Annotated in this window: 14 protein-coding genes; 6 read left to right on the plus strand and 8 right to left on the minus strand. The window is 67.2% G+C overall.

Translation table 11 applies throughout. The features are described from left to right. Positions 1–65 precede the first annotated feature (65 nt). Together HZB49_RS00970 and HZB49_RS00975 are read left to right on the plus strand one after the other, a co-directional pair. Positions 66–278 carry a hypothetical protein gene (locus HZB49_RS00970; protein WP_291608571.1) on the plus strand — a complete coding sequence of 71 codons (213 nt, stop codon included), beginning with the start codon at positions 66–68 and terminating at the stop codon, positions 276–278. A 198-nt stretch (positions 279–476) separates the two neighbouring features. Then, a complete protein-coding gene (locus HZB49_RS00975; RefSeq protein ID WP_291608572.1) occupies positions 477–1,022 on the plus strand; it encodes a hypothetical protein in 546 nt (181 codons plus the stop codon). Here HZB49_RS00975 and HZB49_RS00980 read toward each other — a convergent pair. Further along, complete coding sequence (locus HZB49_RS00980) at positions 1,019–1,903, minus strand: metallophosphoesterase (RefSeq protein WP_291608573.1); 885 nt, start codon at positions 1,901–1,903, stop codon at positions 1,019–1,021. The two genes, HZB49_RS00975 and HZB49_RS00980, sit on opposite strands and share 4 nt — an antisense overlap. A gap of 98 nt (positions 1,904–2,001) precedes the next feature. Between HZB49_RS00980 and HZB49_RS00985 the strand changes: the two genes are divergently transcribed. The 4 genes from HZB49_RS00985 (at position 2,002) to HZB49_RS01000 (ending at position 5,304) form a co-directional block, all read left to right on the plus strand. Then, entirely contained in the window at positions 2,002–2,487 is a 486-nt protein-coding gene (locus HZB49_RS00985; protein WP_291608574.1) for an NUDIX domain-containing protein, read from the plus strand. 61 nt (positions 2,488–2,548) lie between these two features. Then, entirely contained in the window at positions 2,549–3,685 is a 1,137-nt protein-coding gene (locus HZB49_RS00990; RefSeq protein ID WP_291608575.1) for a hypothetical protein, read from the plus strand. A 49-nt stretch (positions 3,686–3,734) separates the two neighbouring features. Beyond that, positions 3,735–4,670, plus strand: coding sequence for a glycosyltransferase family 2 protein (locus tag HZB49_RS00995; RefSeq protein ID WP_291608576.1), 936 nt, complete (start codon positions 3,735–3,737; stop codon positions 4,668–4,670). 121 nt (positions 4,671–4,791) lie between these two features. Further along, on the plus strand, positions 4,792–5,304 hold the full coding sequence (locus HZB49_RS01000; RefSeq protein WP_291608577.1) for an N-acetyltransferase: 513 nt from the start codon (positions 4,792–4,794) through the stop codon (positions 5,302–5,304). A gap of 129 nt (positions 5,305–5,433) precedes the next feature. On the opposite strand, the gene HZB49_RS01005 is transcribed toward HZB49_RS01000, so the two are convergent. The 7 genes from HZB49_RS01005 to HZB49_RS01035 all read right to left on the minus strand — a co-directional run bounded on the left by HZB49_RS01005 (position 5,434) and on the right by HZB49_RS01035 (position 15,351). Next, entirely contained in the window at positions 5,434–7,773 is a 2,340-nt protein-coding gene (locus HZB49_RS01005; RefSeq protein ID WP_291608578.1) for a TonB-dependent receptor, read from the minus strand. Between the two features lie 106 nt (positions 7,774–7,879). After that, positions 7,880–8,281: a DUF2946 family protein gene (locus HZB49_RS01010; RefSeq protein ID WP_291608579.1), complete on the minus strand. Its 402-nt coding sequence runs from the start codon at positions 8,279–8,281 to the stop codon at positions 7,880–7,882. Positions 8,282–8,404: 123 nt separating this feature from the next. Further along, on the minus strand, positions 8,405–10,468 hold the full coding sequence (locus tag HZB49_RS01015; protein WP_291608580.1) for a hypothetical protein: 2,064 nt from the start codon (positions 10,466–10,468) through the stop codon (positions 8,405–8,407). Next, positions 10,468–10,605, minus strand: a complete 138-nt coding sequence (locus tag HZB49_RS01020; RefSeq protein WP_291608581.1) for an ABC transporter — start codon at positions 10,603–10,605, stop codon at positions 10,468–10,470. The genes HZB49_RS01015 and HZB49_RS01020 overlap by 1 nt, the downstream gene beginning before the upstream one ends. Positions 10,606–10,607: 2 nt before the next feature. Further along, positions 10,608–13,418: a DUF4159 domain-containing protein gene (locus HZB49_RS01025; RefSeq protein WP_291608582.1), complete on the minus strand. Its 2,811-nt coding sequence runs from the start codon at positions 13,416–13,418 to the stop codon at positions 10,608–10,610. Then, positions 13,415–14,356: a DUF58 domain-containing protein gene (locus tag HZB49_RS01030; RefSeq protein WP_291608583.1), complete on the minus strand. Its 942-nt coding sequence runs from the start codon at positions 14,354–14,356 to the stop codon at positions 13,415–13,417. The genes HZB49_RS01025 and HZB49_RS01030 overlap by 4 nt, the downstream gene beginning before the upstream one ends. Then, complete coding sequence (locus tag HZB49_RS01035; RefSeq protein ID WP_291608584.1) at positions 14,356–15,351, minus strand: MoxR family ATPase; 996 nt, start codon at positions 15,349–15,351, stop codon at positions 14,356–14,358. Before HZB49_RS01035 ends, HZB49_RS01030 begins: the two co-directional genes overlap by 1 nt. Between the last annotated feature and the right edge of the window lie 130 nt (positions 15,352–15,481).

The raw sequence follows: 15,481 nt of genomic DNA on the forward strand, positions 1-15,481 counted from the left end.
ATTGATAAGTCCGGGGCTGGTCGGTTACAAGCTGACCAGCTACTCGGACAACAGGAGACGACGGAATGACCAAGGGCAGCCTTTTCTGGGTTATTGGCGGCGAGTTCGGCTCGATGAACTTCCACAAGCTCGTGGAAGGCTCGGCCCAGGTCAAAGGTCCGTTCAAGAGCCGCAAGGAAGCGGAAGACTGCTGGAAGGAAGTCTCGGAAGAGAACCGCCACAAGGCAGGCGTCCGCTACACCATCGTCGAGGAGCCCGATCGCTCGGCGAAAGCCTGATCGGCTCTGCGCTCGCAAGCCAATAACGTCCAAGGGCAAATCGGCCCCGTCCGGCGCAAGCCAGGCGGGGCCGAGTGCATGTTGGGGCCCATGGCGCTGTGAAGCTTCCTCTAACCCCTTGAAAGAAAACGCCCTTTGCGGAACCATTGGTTACTGCTAGGTTAACGTCACGAAGTCCCCGAGTTACAAGGCCCGCTCATGTCCGATGCGCAAAACGCCGCCAGCCCCAGCGAAAGCCCGATGCGGCTGCGCGATGCGCTGCGCAGGGCGCGCATCGAGGCGGCCGACCGCACCGGCGTGGTCGTCGATCTCCGCGATGCCGAGGTCGCGCGGCTGGAAATCCTCAACGATGCGCTCGATCCCCTGTTCGCGCTGGTGCCCGACAAGGTCGACCTGTTCGACCGCGGCATCAGCCAGGGTGAAACGCCGCGGCTGTGGATCGATGTCGTTGCCCATGTGCTGATGGGCCGCGACAAGCGCATCTACCGGTTCGTGCAGGACACCCGCTACGGCCGCATGGTGCTCGCCGAATCGCACGACGTGCACGCCATTGTCGATGCGGTGACGGACTATGTGGCCCGCCGCATGATCGAGCGCGAGCACGCCCTCGTCGCCACGCCCGAGCCCGAACCGGAAGCGAAGGCCAAGCCGCGCCGCGGCTGGGGCATGTTCCTGCTCGGCTTCCTGCTCGGCGCCGCCGCGCTGTTCGGCGTCGCGTTGTATGCGAGCCTGCGCAACTTCTAAATCAGCCGGACCTGGCGTATCTGCTTCACCCGCATATCCCGGTCGATTCCGCGCACGGTCTGCTCGACGCGCCATGCGCCGTCGGTGCGCTCGATTCGGAACATGTTGAAGGCGGCTCCCGGATAGTGCCGATGCGCAACCGCCGACGCCGACGGCACGCCGATCGCCGGTATCTCGCCGCGCGGGCCCTCCAGCCACATCGTCGAGTGGATGTGGTCGTGCCCATGCAGCACCAGTTCGACGCCATGCTGCCCGATCAGCGCGCGCAATTGCCGGCTGTCGGTGAGCCGCTTCACCCGCGACGTCGAGTGCAGGGGATGATGCACCAGCAGCACGCGAAAGGCCTGCTCGGAGGCGAGCTGCGCCAGGATATTGTCGAGCGCCTGCATCTGCGCCTGTCCGATGCTGCCCGTCGCCATCAAGGGCGGCGTCGGCACCGCCGACGATACGCCGATCAGTGCCACCGGCCCGCGCCGGCGCACGAAGGGGAAGGCGCCATTGCCGCCATCGACATCGCCGCGCAGATAATCGTCCCACGCTTCCGCCGCGCGATGCCTCATGGCGCGCACATAGGCATCGTGGTTGCCGGGGATGACGGTGACGCGCTCGGCTTCGCCGACGCTTTCCAGCCAGGCCCTGGACGGCGCGAATTCCGCTTCCAACGCCAGGTTGACGAGATCGCCGGTGACGGCGATGTGGTCCGGGGCTTGCGCGCGGATGTCGGCGACGAGCGTGTCCAGCACCTCGCGGCGATGGTATTTGTGGCGGTTGCGCGTCCAGTTCAGATAGCCCAGCGCGCGCTTGCTCGCGAGATCGCGCAGCCGCGCCGCCGGCAATGGCGGCAGATGCGGATCCGACAAATGCGCCAGTGTGAACGCCATTGGCTGAAAGTCCGGCCGGATTGCTCTCCCCCTCTATTGGCAAGGAGGCCCGCTTCGCGCAAGGATCAATCGCAAGGTAACCGGAGAATGCGCCCGACATGAACCTGGCGGCCTTGCGCAGGCGGCTTGAGCCGCTGCTGCGCCGGATATTCCATCTCTACTGGCGACTGGCCCGCGGCATGACGCTGGGGGTGCGCGGCGTCGTGCTCGACGCCGAGGGCAGGGTATTCCTGATCCATCACACCTATGTCTCCGGCTGGCAGTTGCCGGGCGGCGGCGTCGAAGCGGGCGAGACCCTCCTGGATGCGCTCAGGCGCGAATTGATGGAGGAGGGCAGGATCGAGGTTCTGGCCGAGCCTGTCCTGCACGGGCTGTTCTTCAACAGCCACGTCTCGCGCCGCGACCATGTCGCCATCTACGTCATCAGGGAATTCCGCCAGGACCGGATGCCCGAGCCCAACCGTGAAATCTCGGCCTGCGGCTTCTTCGCGGTCGATGCGCTGCCGGCTGACACCACCGAGGGCACGCAGCGGCGGATTGCCGAAGTGGTCCACGGCAAGACTCCAATCTCGACCTGGCGCTGAAGCCATTGCGCCGGGCGGATGCAGCCCCTAGAAGCTGGCGGCACGTAGCCGGAACCGAGCCATGAAGCTTGCCAAGATCATCGTCGGCGTCCTCTTCCTTGCGGTGCTGGCGAGCAACATTTTCGCGATCTCGCGCTGGAACGAGAGCCGCGGCGTCTATGACGACGTCTGCTATCTCAGGCAGGCTCACTTGTTCCAGCGCTTCGGCCTCGCCGGATTCGACACCAACGTCACCAGGGACGATGACCGTTATCTTGCCGGCAAGCTGCGCGAGATCGGGTTCGACCAGTGGAACGTTCCCACCATGGCGCCCTGCCATCCCTTCATCGAGCGGACGCAAAGGAACGTGCTGCAATATCCGCCCGGGACGGGCGCCGTGCTGGCGCTGTTTCCGGCCGGATTCCAGGTGATACCGCTCTATGTCACGGCGAGCCTCGCCGTGTTTGCCATGGCGCTGGTGGCGCTGTTCCGCGCGTCCTCGCCGGCGACGCTGGCGCTCTCAGCGATCTTCGGTCTCGCTGCGCTCTATCTGATGATCAACCCGACCAAGGCAAGCTATTCGATGGCGCCGACCATGATCGTCTGCGCATTGGCCGGCTTTTTCACCGCGAGGCTGTTCGCTTCCGCCGCCTGGCGTGAACGGCTGTGGCTTGCGGCTGTCGTCGGCTTCCTGATCGGGCTCTCCGCCACCTTCCGCCTGCCGAACCTGTTTCTATCGGCGGGCTACTGCATCTTCTTCCTTGCGGCATTCCTGCTCGCGCGCAGCAGGCAGACATTCTTCGAGGGGCTTGCCTTCGGCGTCGCCCTTCTGGTCGGGATCGCGCCGACGCTGGCATCGAACTGGGTCAATGCGGGCAGCCCGTTCGCAACCACATATGGCGGCGTCGACGCGGTGCCGCCCGGGATCGACATGACGGTGCTGCGGTCCTATCTGGTCGACGTCCAGTTCTTCCTGCTCGTCGCCGCCGTCGCCTGGACCGTCGCGATCTGGCGCCGGCGCGGTGCGCGGCCGGCAGTGCTGGTGGTGGCCGCAAATCTTGCCGTCAACATCATCTTCTTCATGACCCACCCGGTGTTCACGCCGTACTACACCGTCCCGATCGCAATGCTGTCGCTGTGGAGCCTCCTGTTCGCCACCCTCGCGCCGCGCGAGACGGCCGCGGATAACCCCGCGCCTGCGCAACCGGCCAAAGCCTGATTGCGGTATAAGCGTCCATGGAAAGGGCTGATTCGATGGTGGCAGGGCGATGACGGCGGCAGGCTTGCGCATTGCCGTGCTGGTGCCGTGCTACAACGAGGAGGCGGCGGTGGCGACAGTCGTCGCCGATTTCCGCAAAGCCCTGCCTGCCGCGACCATCTACGTCTACGACAACAATTCAAAGGACCGCACCGTCGCGGTGGCGCGCGAGGCGGGCGCCGAAGTGCGCAGCGAGACGCACCAGGGCAAGGGCCATGTGGTGCGCCGCATGTTCGCCGACATCGACGCCGACATCTATGTGCTGGTCGACGGCGACGCCACCTATGACGCACCCAGCGCCCCGAAGATGATCGAAAAGCTCCTCGCCGAGCATCTCGACATGGTGGTCGGCCTTCGCGTCGACCAGTCGGTCGCGGCCTACCGGCCCGGCCACCGCACCGGCAACTGGATGCTGACGACGTTCCTTGCCTCGGTGTTCGGCGAGGCATTCAAGGACATCCTGTCCGGCTACCGCGTGTTCTCGCGCCGCTTTGTGAAATCATTCCCGGTGCTGTCTGATGGCTTCGAGATCGAGACCGAGCTCAGCGTGCACGCGCTCGAGCTCGCGCTGCCGGTCGCCGAGATCTCGACACCATATTACGCGCGGCCCGAGGGCTCGTTCAGCAAGCTCAACACCTGGCGCGACGGCTTTCGCATCCTCGGCACCATCCTCAGACTTTACCGGTCGGAGAAGCCGCTGCGCTTCTTCTCGGCCATCGGCGTATTCCTGATGCTGGTGTCGATCGGCCTCGCGATCCCGATCGTCATCACCTGGCTGGAGGAGGGCGTCGTGCCGCGGCTGCCGACGGCAGTGCTGTCGACCGGCCTGATGATCGTTGCCATGCTGTCGGTCTCATCGGGACTCGTGCTCGATACCGTCACGCGCGGCCGGCGCGAGATCAAGCTGCTCGCCTATCTGTCCCAGCCGCCGGTCGGCAAGCGCTGAACCCAAATCGGCACGTGCGGGGCGATGGACCCGGCCCGCCGCAGATGCTATCCCCCAGAACCTCGTCTGACGCGTTTTCTTGACGCGAACCGGTGCCCACTTCGCTTGAAAACGCCCTGCCATGAACGATCTCTCCCTCACCATCCTCCCGGAAAAGCCCAACGACGCCGACGCGATCGAGCGCCTGCACGAGCGCACCTTCGGGCCCGGCCGTTTCGTGCTGAGCGCCTATCGGCTGCGCGAGCATGTCGATCATCTGCTCGACCTGTCCTTTACCGCGCGGATCGGCACGCTTCTCGTCGGCTCGGTTAGGCAATTGCCGATCTGCATCGGCGACACGCCGGCGCTGATGCTGGGTCCGCTGACGGTCGAGCCGCCGTTCCGAAAGCGAGGCGTCGGCCGCGCGCTGCTCGACCGTGCGCTTGATGATGCGAAGAAGGCGGGACATCGCCTCGTCCTCCTCGTCGGCGACGAACCCTATTACGGCCGCGTCGGCTTCAAGGCGGTGCCGAAGGGCAGGGCGACCATGCCCGGCCCGGTCGACTACAGCCGCCTGCTGGTCGCCGAACTCGTCGACGGCGCATTCGACGGCGTCTCCGGCGCGATCCGGCCGGACTGGAGCAAGGCGAAGTAGGTCGCCGCGCACTCTCTCCTGTCATGCCCCGCGAAAGCGGGGCATCCAGTACGCCGAGGCTTCCCAGGGAGTCTCGATCGGTCTTTGGAATACTGGATCGCCCGCATTCGCGGGCGATGACAGCTGGAGTCAGAACTTCAAATTCGCGAACGCCCGCACGCCGAGGCCCGGCAGCAGCACCTCGTCCTTGGTGTAGGACACGGAATTGCGGATGCTTTCGTTCAGCAGATTGTTGCCGACGAGGCCGACCGTCATCTCGCGCGCGCCGAACCAGCTCGGATCGAGCTTCGTCTTGTAGCTGATCTCCGCCTTCAGCAGATTGTAGCCCGCCGTCGGCGTCTCCGCGATCGGCGCGATGTTGTTCTGCGCAAACGCGTGCAGCAGGTTGATGCGCATCAGCCAGTTTGCGTCGCGCCAAAAGAGGCCGCCGCCGGCGCGCACCGGCGGGATGCGCGGCACGTTGGTGCCGTCGGCGAAGGTGGCGCGGACGACGTCGAACTGGCTCTCGACGCCCCAGATGCCGCCGTTGAGCGGGCCGACATCGAGCTGGCTCTGGAACTCGCCGCCGCGGAAAGTGGCGTCCTTCTGCGAATAGACCGCCTGGTTCAGCTCCGCGCCGGGTGTACCGCATGAAGCAAAATCCTCGTCGCACATCACGCCGGTGAGGCGACGATAGATGAAGTTGTTGAAGCGCGTGTAGTAGGCCGTGGCCTCGAAGCGGAACGGACCGCTCGCACGGCGCAGCCCGATCTCGACCGATTTCGCGGTCTCGATGGTCAGGTTCGGATTGCCGATGTCGAACGTCGCCGTCGCATCGTGCGGCCCGCGCGAAAACAGCTCTGCCGGCTTTGGCGCGCGTTCGACATATTGCGCCGTGACGCTGGCGACGAGATCCCAGGGCAGGTTCTGGATCAGGCCGACACTGCCGCTCTTCGGCGTGAACGAGCGGTTGCGCGCGACCGCGAATTGCGGATCGCCGTTCGGCAGGAAGTCTGCCGGGAAGTTCGGCGTCGCGCCGTGCAAATCGACATGCTCGATGCGGCCGGCGATCTGCGCTTTCGTCGTGTCCGAGAACTTGAACTCGTTGAATGCGTAGCCTGCGACGCGGTTGTTCCGGTTCGGATCGAACAGGCCGTTGAACAGCGTGCCGGGAGCATCGCCGGGCGCGTTCAGTTCCTGATGGCCAGCCTGCACGCCGAACGCGGTGGTGATCGCTGCAAAGCGCGCGTCGAACGGCGCGAGCTGCACCTCGAGCCGGCCTTCCTGCTCGCGGTTGGTGAAGGTCTGCCGCACGCCGAGCGAGGACGGATCGGCCGCATCGGCAAGGCCGATCTCGTTGTGTTTATAGTCGGTGGCGCCGGCCCAGAAGCGCACCGCCTCGATGGCCGCCGCATCCGGGCGGTATTCGCCCTTGGCGGTGAATTTCGTTTGATGCGCATCGATCCGGGTCTGATGGTCCGAGCCGTCGATGCCGGGGATGCGATAGAGCGAGTTGTTCTGCGTGACCGCAGCGCCGATGAAGCCGCCGTGGAAAATGTAGGAGCCGCCGATCGAGGCGCCGTCGGTCTGTGCCGCGGAATTCGGCTGGCGGCCGCTCACCGGCCGCGTCTGGTCGAACAGATAGGGATAGGCCGGAATGTTGTAGTCGCCGGACCTGCGGCCATAGGCGTCGGCGTGAATTGCAAAGTTGCCGCCGCCGGCATCGAGCAGGATGCCGCCTTCGGTGCCGCGATCGACCGAGCTCACCGCGGTGCGCGTCTCGGCCGTCACGCAAGGCGCCGACGAAGCATCCGCCAGCGGCGCCTTTGCCGGCAATCCATAGGCCTTGAACGGCGTCGCGCAAACCGGCAACGCCTCGGGAATGCGGTTGTTGCTGGCGCTAACCACGCCGCCGATCGAGGTCGAGCCATAGCGTAGCGCGGCGGGGCCGCGCACCACCTCGATCTGGTTGGTCGAGAGCGGATCGATCGGCACGAAATGATCCTCGCCGAGATCGGAGGCGCCGCCGCCGCCGGTGCCGTTCTCGACAATGCCGACGCGGTTGACGTCGAGGCCACGAATGATTGGCCGGCTGGAGGCGCCGGGCGCAAAGCTCGAGCCGGTGATGCCGGGTTTGGCGAACAGGAGATCGCCGAGCGTGGCGCCGCCGGAACGGCGCAGTTCCTCGTTCGGCACCACGGTGACGGTGGCGAACTGGTCGGTGACGACGGGCTGCACGCCCTGTTGCGGCGACGGCGCCGATGGCGCCGGCTGCGCCTGCGCGGCAGCGCCGCGATTGGTGCCGGTGCCGGCGCGCGCGATGCGGGCCGGTCGCTGTACCGCCACGGGCTTTCGTTTCACGATCGGGCTCGGCGCGGTGACGTTGACGTCGGGGAGCGCCGCCGGCGCACCTTGCGCGAGCGCCTCCGCGCTCAGCACCAGCCAGCTAGCGCCGGCGGCGAGCAGTGTCTTGGTCGATAGGATTCTCATTGTCCCGTTTCCGATGCCGTCGCGCTGGCGACGGACGATTGCGAATTGTCCTTGAGGGAATCGTGCGCAGTTGGCGCAGCGATCGCCGGAGGACGTCGATCAATCGTCAGGAAACGGGAGGAGCGCGGGGCTGGAACGCCGGCCGCGGAGTGCCCGGAAGCGCAAACTCGGCGCCGGCTAGCAGGAAAGCCTGTTCGGCCGCATCCGGCAGCGGCAGCACCGCCGGCGCCGCGACCAGCATCTGGTTTGCCATCGAGATGACGGCGCAGATCGCGCACGGCTCGTTCGCCGGCTGGCCGTCGTCGTGGCCGGACGGCTGCCGTTGCGCCTGGCTCGCCGCGTCAGGGGCGGGAGCTTGCGCGTGAGCAAGATCGGCCTGGCCTTGAATGGCGGCCGCCGCCTGCGCGGCATCGAAATGGAAATGCCCGAACGACAGCACGAATTGCAGCGCCAGCGCGAACAGCGCCAGCCGCGAACCTGTCTTGATATGTCGCCGGAACCACTTCATGGGATCACCGATGTTACATTATAACATCGGACGGGGACGACGCTGTCAACCGCAAGGCGGCTAACGGTGTGTCAGATCAACTGAAGGTGTGGGATCGAGGCAACGCCCGGGCGCGATTGCGCCTCACCGCCCCTCGCGCAGCCAGGTCGCGGCGAAGGCGCCGAGCAGCAGCAACAGGCCGATCAGGCCGGTGAAGACAGGCAGCACGCCGACGCCCTTGACCACGCTGGCGTCGCGCATCTTCACGCCCATCCAGCCATCGCCGCGGAATAAGCTGGACGCGCGCACCGGCACGATGCGTGGCATGTCGAGGCTGCCGCCGTCGATCACGCGCCTTGCGTCGCCGCCGGTGGCTTGCGCCAACGGCTTCAGCATGTCGGTGGTGGACGTGACTTCCGAGAATTCCTTCGGGTTGGTGGGGCCGACATTGATCAGCGCCTTCAGCGTGCCGTCGGTCGCCTGCCACAGGCCGAGCTCTCCGGCCGGCAGCGTGGCGCGCCATTCGCCGGGCTCGCCGGGCGAGAGCGTCAGTTCGCGCGTGGCGCCGCTCGGCGAGGTCACCGTCACCGGCGCAACCGTGTCGGACATGGTCTGCCTGATGACAGCGAGATCCTTGCCCGCGATCTGCAGCCGCAGTGCTTCCTCGTCGAGATCCGGCTGCTTCATCAGCCAGTGCGAGGTCCGGCGCAGCAGGTCGAGATGCGGCCCGCCGCCTTCATAGCCGCGCGCCCACAGCCAGATGTGGTCGGTGAGCAAGAGCGCCACGCGGCCCTCGCCGAAGCGCGACAGCAGCATCAGCGGCTTGCCGTCGGCGCCGGTCATCACGGGCGACCCGATAGCGTTGCGGGTGTCGACGGTGCGGAAGAAGCGGCTCCAGCGCGGCGGCTCGCTGGCGGAGCCTTCCAGGCCGCGCGTCACCGGATGGCGCTTTCCGGCGTCGGAGATGTGCGCGTAATACGGCTTCTCCGTCACGCCGACGGGTTCGGCCGGCAGCACTGTATCCAGCGGCGTGCGCCAGATGCTCGTCGTGGAGGCGTAGTCGGGACCCGCCGACACCAGCACCGCGCCGCCGCCGCGCACATAGCGCGCGATGTTGTCGAAATAGGCGATCGGCAGCACGCCTTGCCGCGCATAGCGGTCGAAGATGATGAGCTGGAATTCGTTGATCTTCTGCTGGAACAGCTCGCGGGTCGGGAACGCGATCAGCGACAGCTCGTTGATCGGCGTGCCGTCCTGCTTCTCCGGCGGCCGCAGAATGGTGAAATGCACGAGGCCCACGCCGGCGTCGGACTTCAGCAGGTTGCGCCAGGTGCGTTCGCCGGAATGCGGCTCGCCTGAGACCAGCAGCACGCGTAGCTGGTCGCGCACGCCGTCGATGGCGACCACGGCGCGGTTGTTGACCAGCGTCAGCTCCCGCTCGAGCGGCGAGGCCTCGATCTCGACGATGTTGGGGCCGGCATGCTTGATGTCGACCTCGACATTGGCGGTCTGGCCGCTCGCCAGCGTGCGCTCGTTGATCACCTCGCCGTCGCGGCGCACGGTGATCCTGGCGCGCTCGCCGGTGACGCCCTGGTCGTCGAGTCGGTAGGTGATGGTCTGCGGCTGGCCGACGATGCCGAAGCGCGGCGCGGCCGAGATCGCGATGCGGCGATCGCGCTCGTCCTTGCGGCCGGTGACCAGCGCATGCACCGGCGCCTGGAAGCCGACTGCGCCCGCATTGGCGGGAATGTCGTGCACCCGGCCGTCCGTGATCAGGAAGGCACCGGCGACGCGGTCGACGGGCACGTCCGACAGCGCCGAGGCGAGAGCGCCGAACAGCTTTGTGCCGTCGGTCTCGCCGTCGGCCTGGCCGGCCTCGACGAGACGGACTTCCAGTCCCTTCACTTTCTTCAGCGCATCGACGAGGGCCTCCTGCGCCTGCGCGCTCTCCTTTGTCCGCTCGCCGAAATTCTGGCTCGGGCTCTTGTCGATCACGACGGCGGCGACGGAGGACAGCGGCTCGCGTTCCTCGCGGGTGAACGACGGGTTCGCGAGCGCCAGCAGCACCAGCGCCAGCGCGAACACGCGCACCGCGGCGCCGCGCGAGCGGCCGAGCAGCAGCAACGTGCCGATCACGGCGATGGCGCCGAGCGCGATCCACAGCACGATCGTCGGGACGAGGGGGGTGAACGCGATACCGTACTGCATTACGCCAAGCCCTCCCCATCGTCATGGCCGGGCTTGGCCCGGCCATCCACGACTTGCAGCTCGGCAAGAAAGAAGACGTGGATGCCCGGGACAAGCCCGGGCATGACGATCTTGTTGTGGTGGGCGCGCAGTTGCATCGCTACTGCCCCAGCCGTTCGATCAGCGCCGGCGCGTGCACTTGGTCGGCCTTGTAGTTGCCGGTCAGCGTGTACATCACGATGTTGACGCCGGCGCGGAAGGCGAATTCGCGCTGGCGCATGTCGCCGCCCGAGACCGGCAGCATCGGCTGGCCGTCGGGACGCAGCGCCCAGGCGCCGACGAGGTCGTTGGAGGTGATGATGATCGGCGAGACGCCGTCGCCGCCATGTGCCGGACGCGAGGCCGCCTCGTCGTCGTCGCTGCGCGGCAGGGTTTCCACCCAGGTCTGGCCGGTGGTATAGCGGCCCGGAAAATCGCGCAGCAGGTAGAACGTCTTGGTAAGCACATGCTCGCGCGGCACCGGCTCGAGTTCGGGCACGTCGAGCGAGGACAGGATGTTGCGCAGCGTCAGCATGCCCGGCGTCTGCGTCGCGCCGTTCTCGCCGGGGGGCGCCTCGACGGCGTCGCGGGTATCGAACAGCACGGTGCCGCCCTGCTTCATGTAGGCGTCGATGCGGTTGAGGGTGTCCTGCGAAGGCTTGGCCGCACCGGGCATCACCGGCCAGTAGATCAGCGGGAAGAAGGCAAGCTCATCGCGCGCGGGATCGACGCCGACGGGATCGCCGGCTTCCAGCGCCGTGCGCTGGGCGAGGAACAGCGTCAGCCCGGCCATCCCGGACTTGACGATTGCATCGACGTCGGCATTGCCCGTCACGACATAGGCCAGGCGCGTCTGCGAGACCGCGCGCATCGCAAAGTCGTCGCTGGCGGCGTCGGCGCGCACTTGCGAGGGCGAGACAGTTGTCAGCGCGAAGACCAGCGCCAGCGCGAGCGAGGCCGGTGCCGCGCGCCAGCGCCGCAGCAGCGCGGCAAGGCCGGCGCCGAGCAGCGCCACGATCACGGCATCGATGAGGAACAGCGCGAGCGAGGAGGCGAGCAGGATGCCGCGCAAGTCGCGCGGCTCGGCATTGGTGTAGGTCGCCCGCTGCGCGCGCAGCGCAGACGTATCGAGCGCGGCGAGGCGGTCGGCGGCGGCGAGCGTATTCACCGCGATCGGGCCCTCCGCCGGACCATAGAGACCGGGCGGATGTTCCGGCGTGGCGCGGTCGCGATAATCCGCCCGCATCGGCTTGGCGGTCGAGGGCGGCGGCCCGAACGCGCCAAATCCGTCGAGCGTGCGCAAGGGTGCCACCATCTCGACGGCGCCTTCGCCTGCGGCACCGGCGCCCGGCGTCGATGTGTATCCGGACATGTCGACGATCCGCCGCAACATCTCGACGAAGCTGCCGGACATTGGCAAGTCCGACCAGCGCATGTCGGCGCCGACATGGAACAGGGCAACCACGCCCTTGGCCCGGCGCTCGCCGGTGACGAGCGGCGTGCCGTCTTCCAGCAGCGCCCAGGTTTTGGTGGCGAGTGCGGCGTCAGGTTCGGCCAGCACCTGGCGGCTGACGGTGATGTCCTTCGGCACGGCCAGCCCCGCGAACGGTCCGTCGCCGGCGAAGGCCGACATGTGCTGCGGCTTCTCCCAGGTCAGGCTGCCGCCGAGCGTGCGGCCGCCGCGGCGCAATTTTACGGGCACCATGTCGTCGTCGGCCTGCGCGAGGCGAGGCCCTGCGAAACGCACCAGCACGCCGCCCTGTTCGATCCAGGTGTTGAGCCGCTCGCGGATTTCCGGCGACAGCGTGCCGACGTCGGCCATCACGATCATCGGCAGCTTCTGGTCGAGGAACTGCGCAATCGCCTGTTGCGGCGCGCCGCGATCGCCCAGCCGCACGTCGGCAAAGGGCGAGAGCGCGCGGGCGAGATAGAAGTTGGCGGCGAGCAGCGGCTGCGCGGTGTCGCTGGTCGCGCCGGACACCACGCCGACGGCGCGCCGCCGCCAGCGCTTGTCGAGCAATTGCACCGCGCCGGCGGAACGTTCGCCCGCAATCTCCAGCCGCGCGATGTCGTTGCGCAGCTCGACCGGCAGGTCGAAGGAAGCTTCGGTCTCGCGATCGCTGCCCGTGAAGACGAAGCGTGCTTCGCCGATGGGCGAGCCCTTGGCATCGACCGCGCGCACGGTGCCGACGGAAGCGCGGCCGGCAGGGCGCAGCACCTTCACGGTCATCTTGGCGGCTGCGTTCTCGGCGGCGGCAAGCGCCAGCGGCGCCGGCGCACCCTCGAAGATCGTCAGCGAGCGCTCACCGATGGTCTTCGACAGGCCTTCGAGGAATTCGCTGCCGCGGCCGGTATCGGTGCCGTCGGTGAGCCAGGCGATCTCGGCATCGCCGGTCGATTTCAGGAAGCGTTCGATCGCGGGCAGCGTCTCGACGCGCTCCACCGACCACGGTTTTGGCGAGATCTGGCGCAATGCCACGCGCGCAGTGCCGGCCGGCAGCAGCGTGATGTCGCGCGCAGTCTCGGAGAGCGCGACCAGCGCCACGCCGCGGCGGTCGTTGTCGGCCTTCGCGATCAGCTCGTCGGCGGCCTTGATGCGGGTCTCCCAGCTCGCGGCCGAACTCCAGCCGTCGTCGAGCAGGATCACGGCCGGGGCATTGCTGGCACCGAGCCCGGTTGCGGGATTCCAGATCGGGCCCGCGGCGGCGATGATCAGCAGCGCCGCGGCGGCGAGGCGGATCAAGGTCAGCCACCACGGCGTGCGCGAGGGCGTCTCTTCCTTCGGCGCGATCTCGAACAGCAGTCTGGTCGGCGGGAATTCGATGCGGCGCGGGCGCGGCGGCATCACGCGCAGCAGCCACCACAGCACCGGCAGGCTCAACAGCCCCAGCAGCAGCAACGGTTGAGCGAAGGTGAGGGGCAGGCCCATCATGCGCTTCGCCCCACTTTCACGGTCGAGCGCGTGCCGCCCTTGCTCACCATCATGCCGCCGTGCAGGAACAAGAGCAGCTCCGCCGCCGAGCGGCTGGTGGTGTGGGTTGAGAACAGCCAGTCGAGCCGGTTGGTTTCGGCGCGGATTTCGTCGCGATGCAGCGCGACGCGCGCGACATAGTCGTTCATCCAGCTTTCGGCGCGGCCGGCCGTGATGGTCTCGCCGCCCTCGGGCTCGACGAATTCGACGCGGCCTGAATAGGGGAAGGTCTCCTCGGCGGGATCGACGACCTGGATCAGCGTGCCGTGCGCGCCCGACGACGACAGTCCCGCCAGCATCGCCCTGATCTCCGGCATCGGCGACCAGAAGTCGGACAGCACGACGATCTCGGCCAGCGCCGATGGCACGAAGGACGGCGGCAGGCTGGCGCGCGTTGCATCGTCATGCAGCATCGCCTGCGCCATCTTGTCGATCACGGCGCGGCTTGCGGTCGGGTTCATCAGCCCGGGAATACCGACGCGCTCGCCGCCGGCGACGAGCAGCTCGGCGAGCGCAAAGGCGACGATGAGGCCGCGCTCCAGCTTGCTGTCGCGCGCCTCGCGCGAGGCAAACGCCATCGAGGGCGAACGGTCCGGCCAGATCCACACGGTGTGCGAGGCTTCCCATTCCTGCTCGCGGCCATAGAGATGATCGTCGCGCGCCGAGCGGCGCCAGTCGACGCGCGCGGCGGGCTCGCCGGAAACGAAGCGGCGGTATTGCCAGAAGTTCTCGCCCGCGCCGGCGCGGCGGCGGCCGTGCAGGCCATGGATCACGTTGGCGGCGATGCGGCGGGCTTCAAGGACGAGGCGCGGCAGCGAAGCGGCGAGCGTACGGCTTTCGCCATCGGCACGTCGGATTGCTGTGATCTCCAGGGCCTCGTTCTTGTCGGGTGCGGCCATCAACCGATCCGCGTCTTCAGTTGCCTGATAACGTCGGGAATGGTGCGCCCCTCGGCGCGCGCCGTGAAGGTCAGCGCCATGCGGTGTTTCAGCACGGGCTCGGCGAGATCGAGCACGTCGTCGACGGAAGGCGCAAGCCGCCCGTCGAGCAGCGCGCGGGCGCGCACCGCCAGCATCAGCGACTGGCTGGCGCGGGGACCGGGCCCCCAGGCGATCAGCTTCTCGCCTTCGCCGCTCGGGCGCGCGGCGCGCACCAGCGACAGGATCGCCTCGACCACGGAGTCGCCGACCGGCAGCCGGCGCACCAGCCGTTGCGCCGCGATCAATGTGTCGGCGTTCATCGATGCCTTGGCGAGCGTCTCGTCGGCGCCGGTGGTTTCGAACAGGATGCGCCGCTCGGCGTCGCGATCGGGATAGTCGACGTCGATTTCCATCAGGAAGCGGTCGAGCTGCGCCTCGGGAAGGGGATAGGTGCCTTCCTGCTCCAGCGGGTTTTGCGTCGCCAGCACGTGAAACGGCTTTGGCAGGTCATGTCGCGCGCCTGCAACGGTGATGTGCTGTTCCTGCATGGCTTGCAGCAGCGCCGACTGGGTGCGCGGGCTGGCGCGGTTGATCTCGTCCGCCATCAACAGCTGCGCAAACACAGGGCCCGAGATGAAGCGGAAGGAGCGCTTTCCCGCGCTGCTCTCGTCCAGCACTTCGGCGCCGAGGATGTCGGAGGGCATCAAATCCGGCGTGAACTGGATGCGCTTGGCATCGAGCCCGAGCGTAATGCCGAGCGTCTCGACCAGCTTGGTCTTGGCGAGGCCGGGCACGCCGATCAGGAGCGCGTGGCCGCCTGAAAGGATCGTCACCAGCGTGTTTTCGATGACGCGGTCCTGGCCGAAAATGACGGTGGAAATAGCCTCCTTCGCCGCGCGAATCTGTCCGGAAACCTGCTCGGCGGAACGGACGATGCCATCCTCGAGTTTCTCGACACTCTCTGAACCTGCCATTCCCGTCAGCTCCTTTGAGGCTTACTTGTCGAATGGAAGTGCCATCCGTTCGGTCGTCATGTCATGGACCTCATGCTAAACGTATGCGAAGGCCATGTATTTGTTGAATTAAACTATCCCCACATTATCG

It is taken from the genome of Bradyrhizobium sp. (genome assembly GCF_016219575.1).
GTDB lineage: Bacteria > Pseudomonadota > Alphaproteobacteria > Rhizobiales > Xanthobacteraceae > Bradyrhizobium.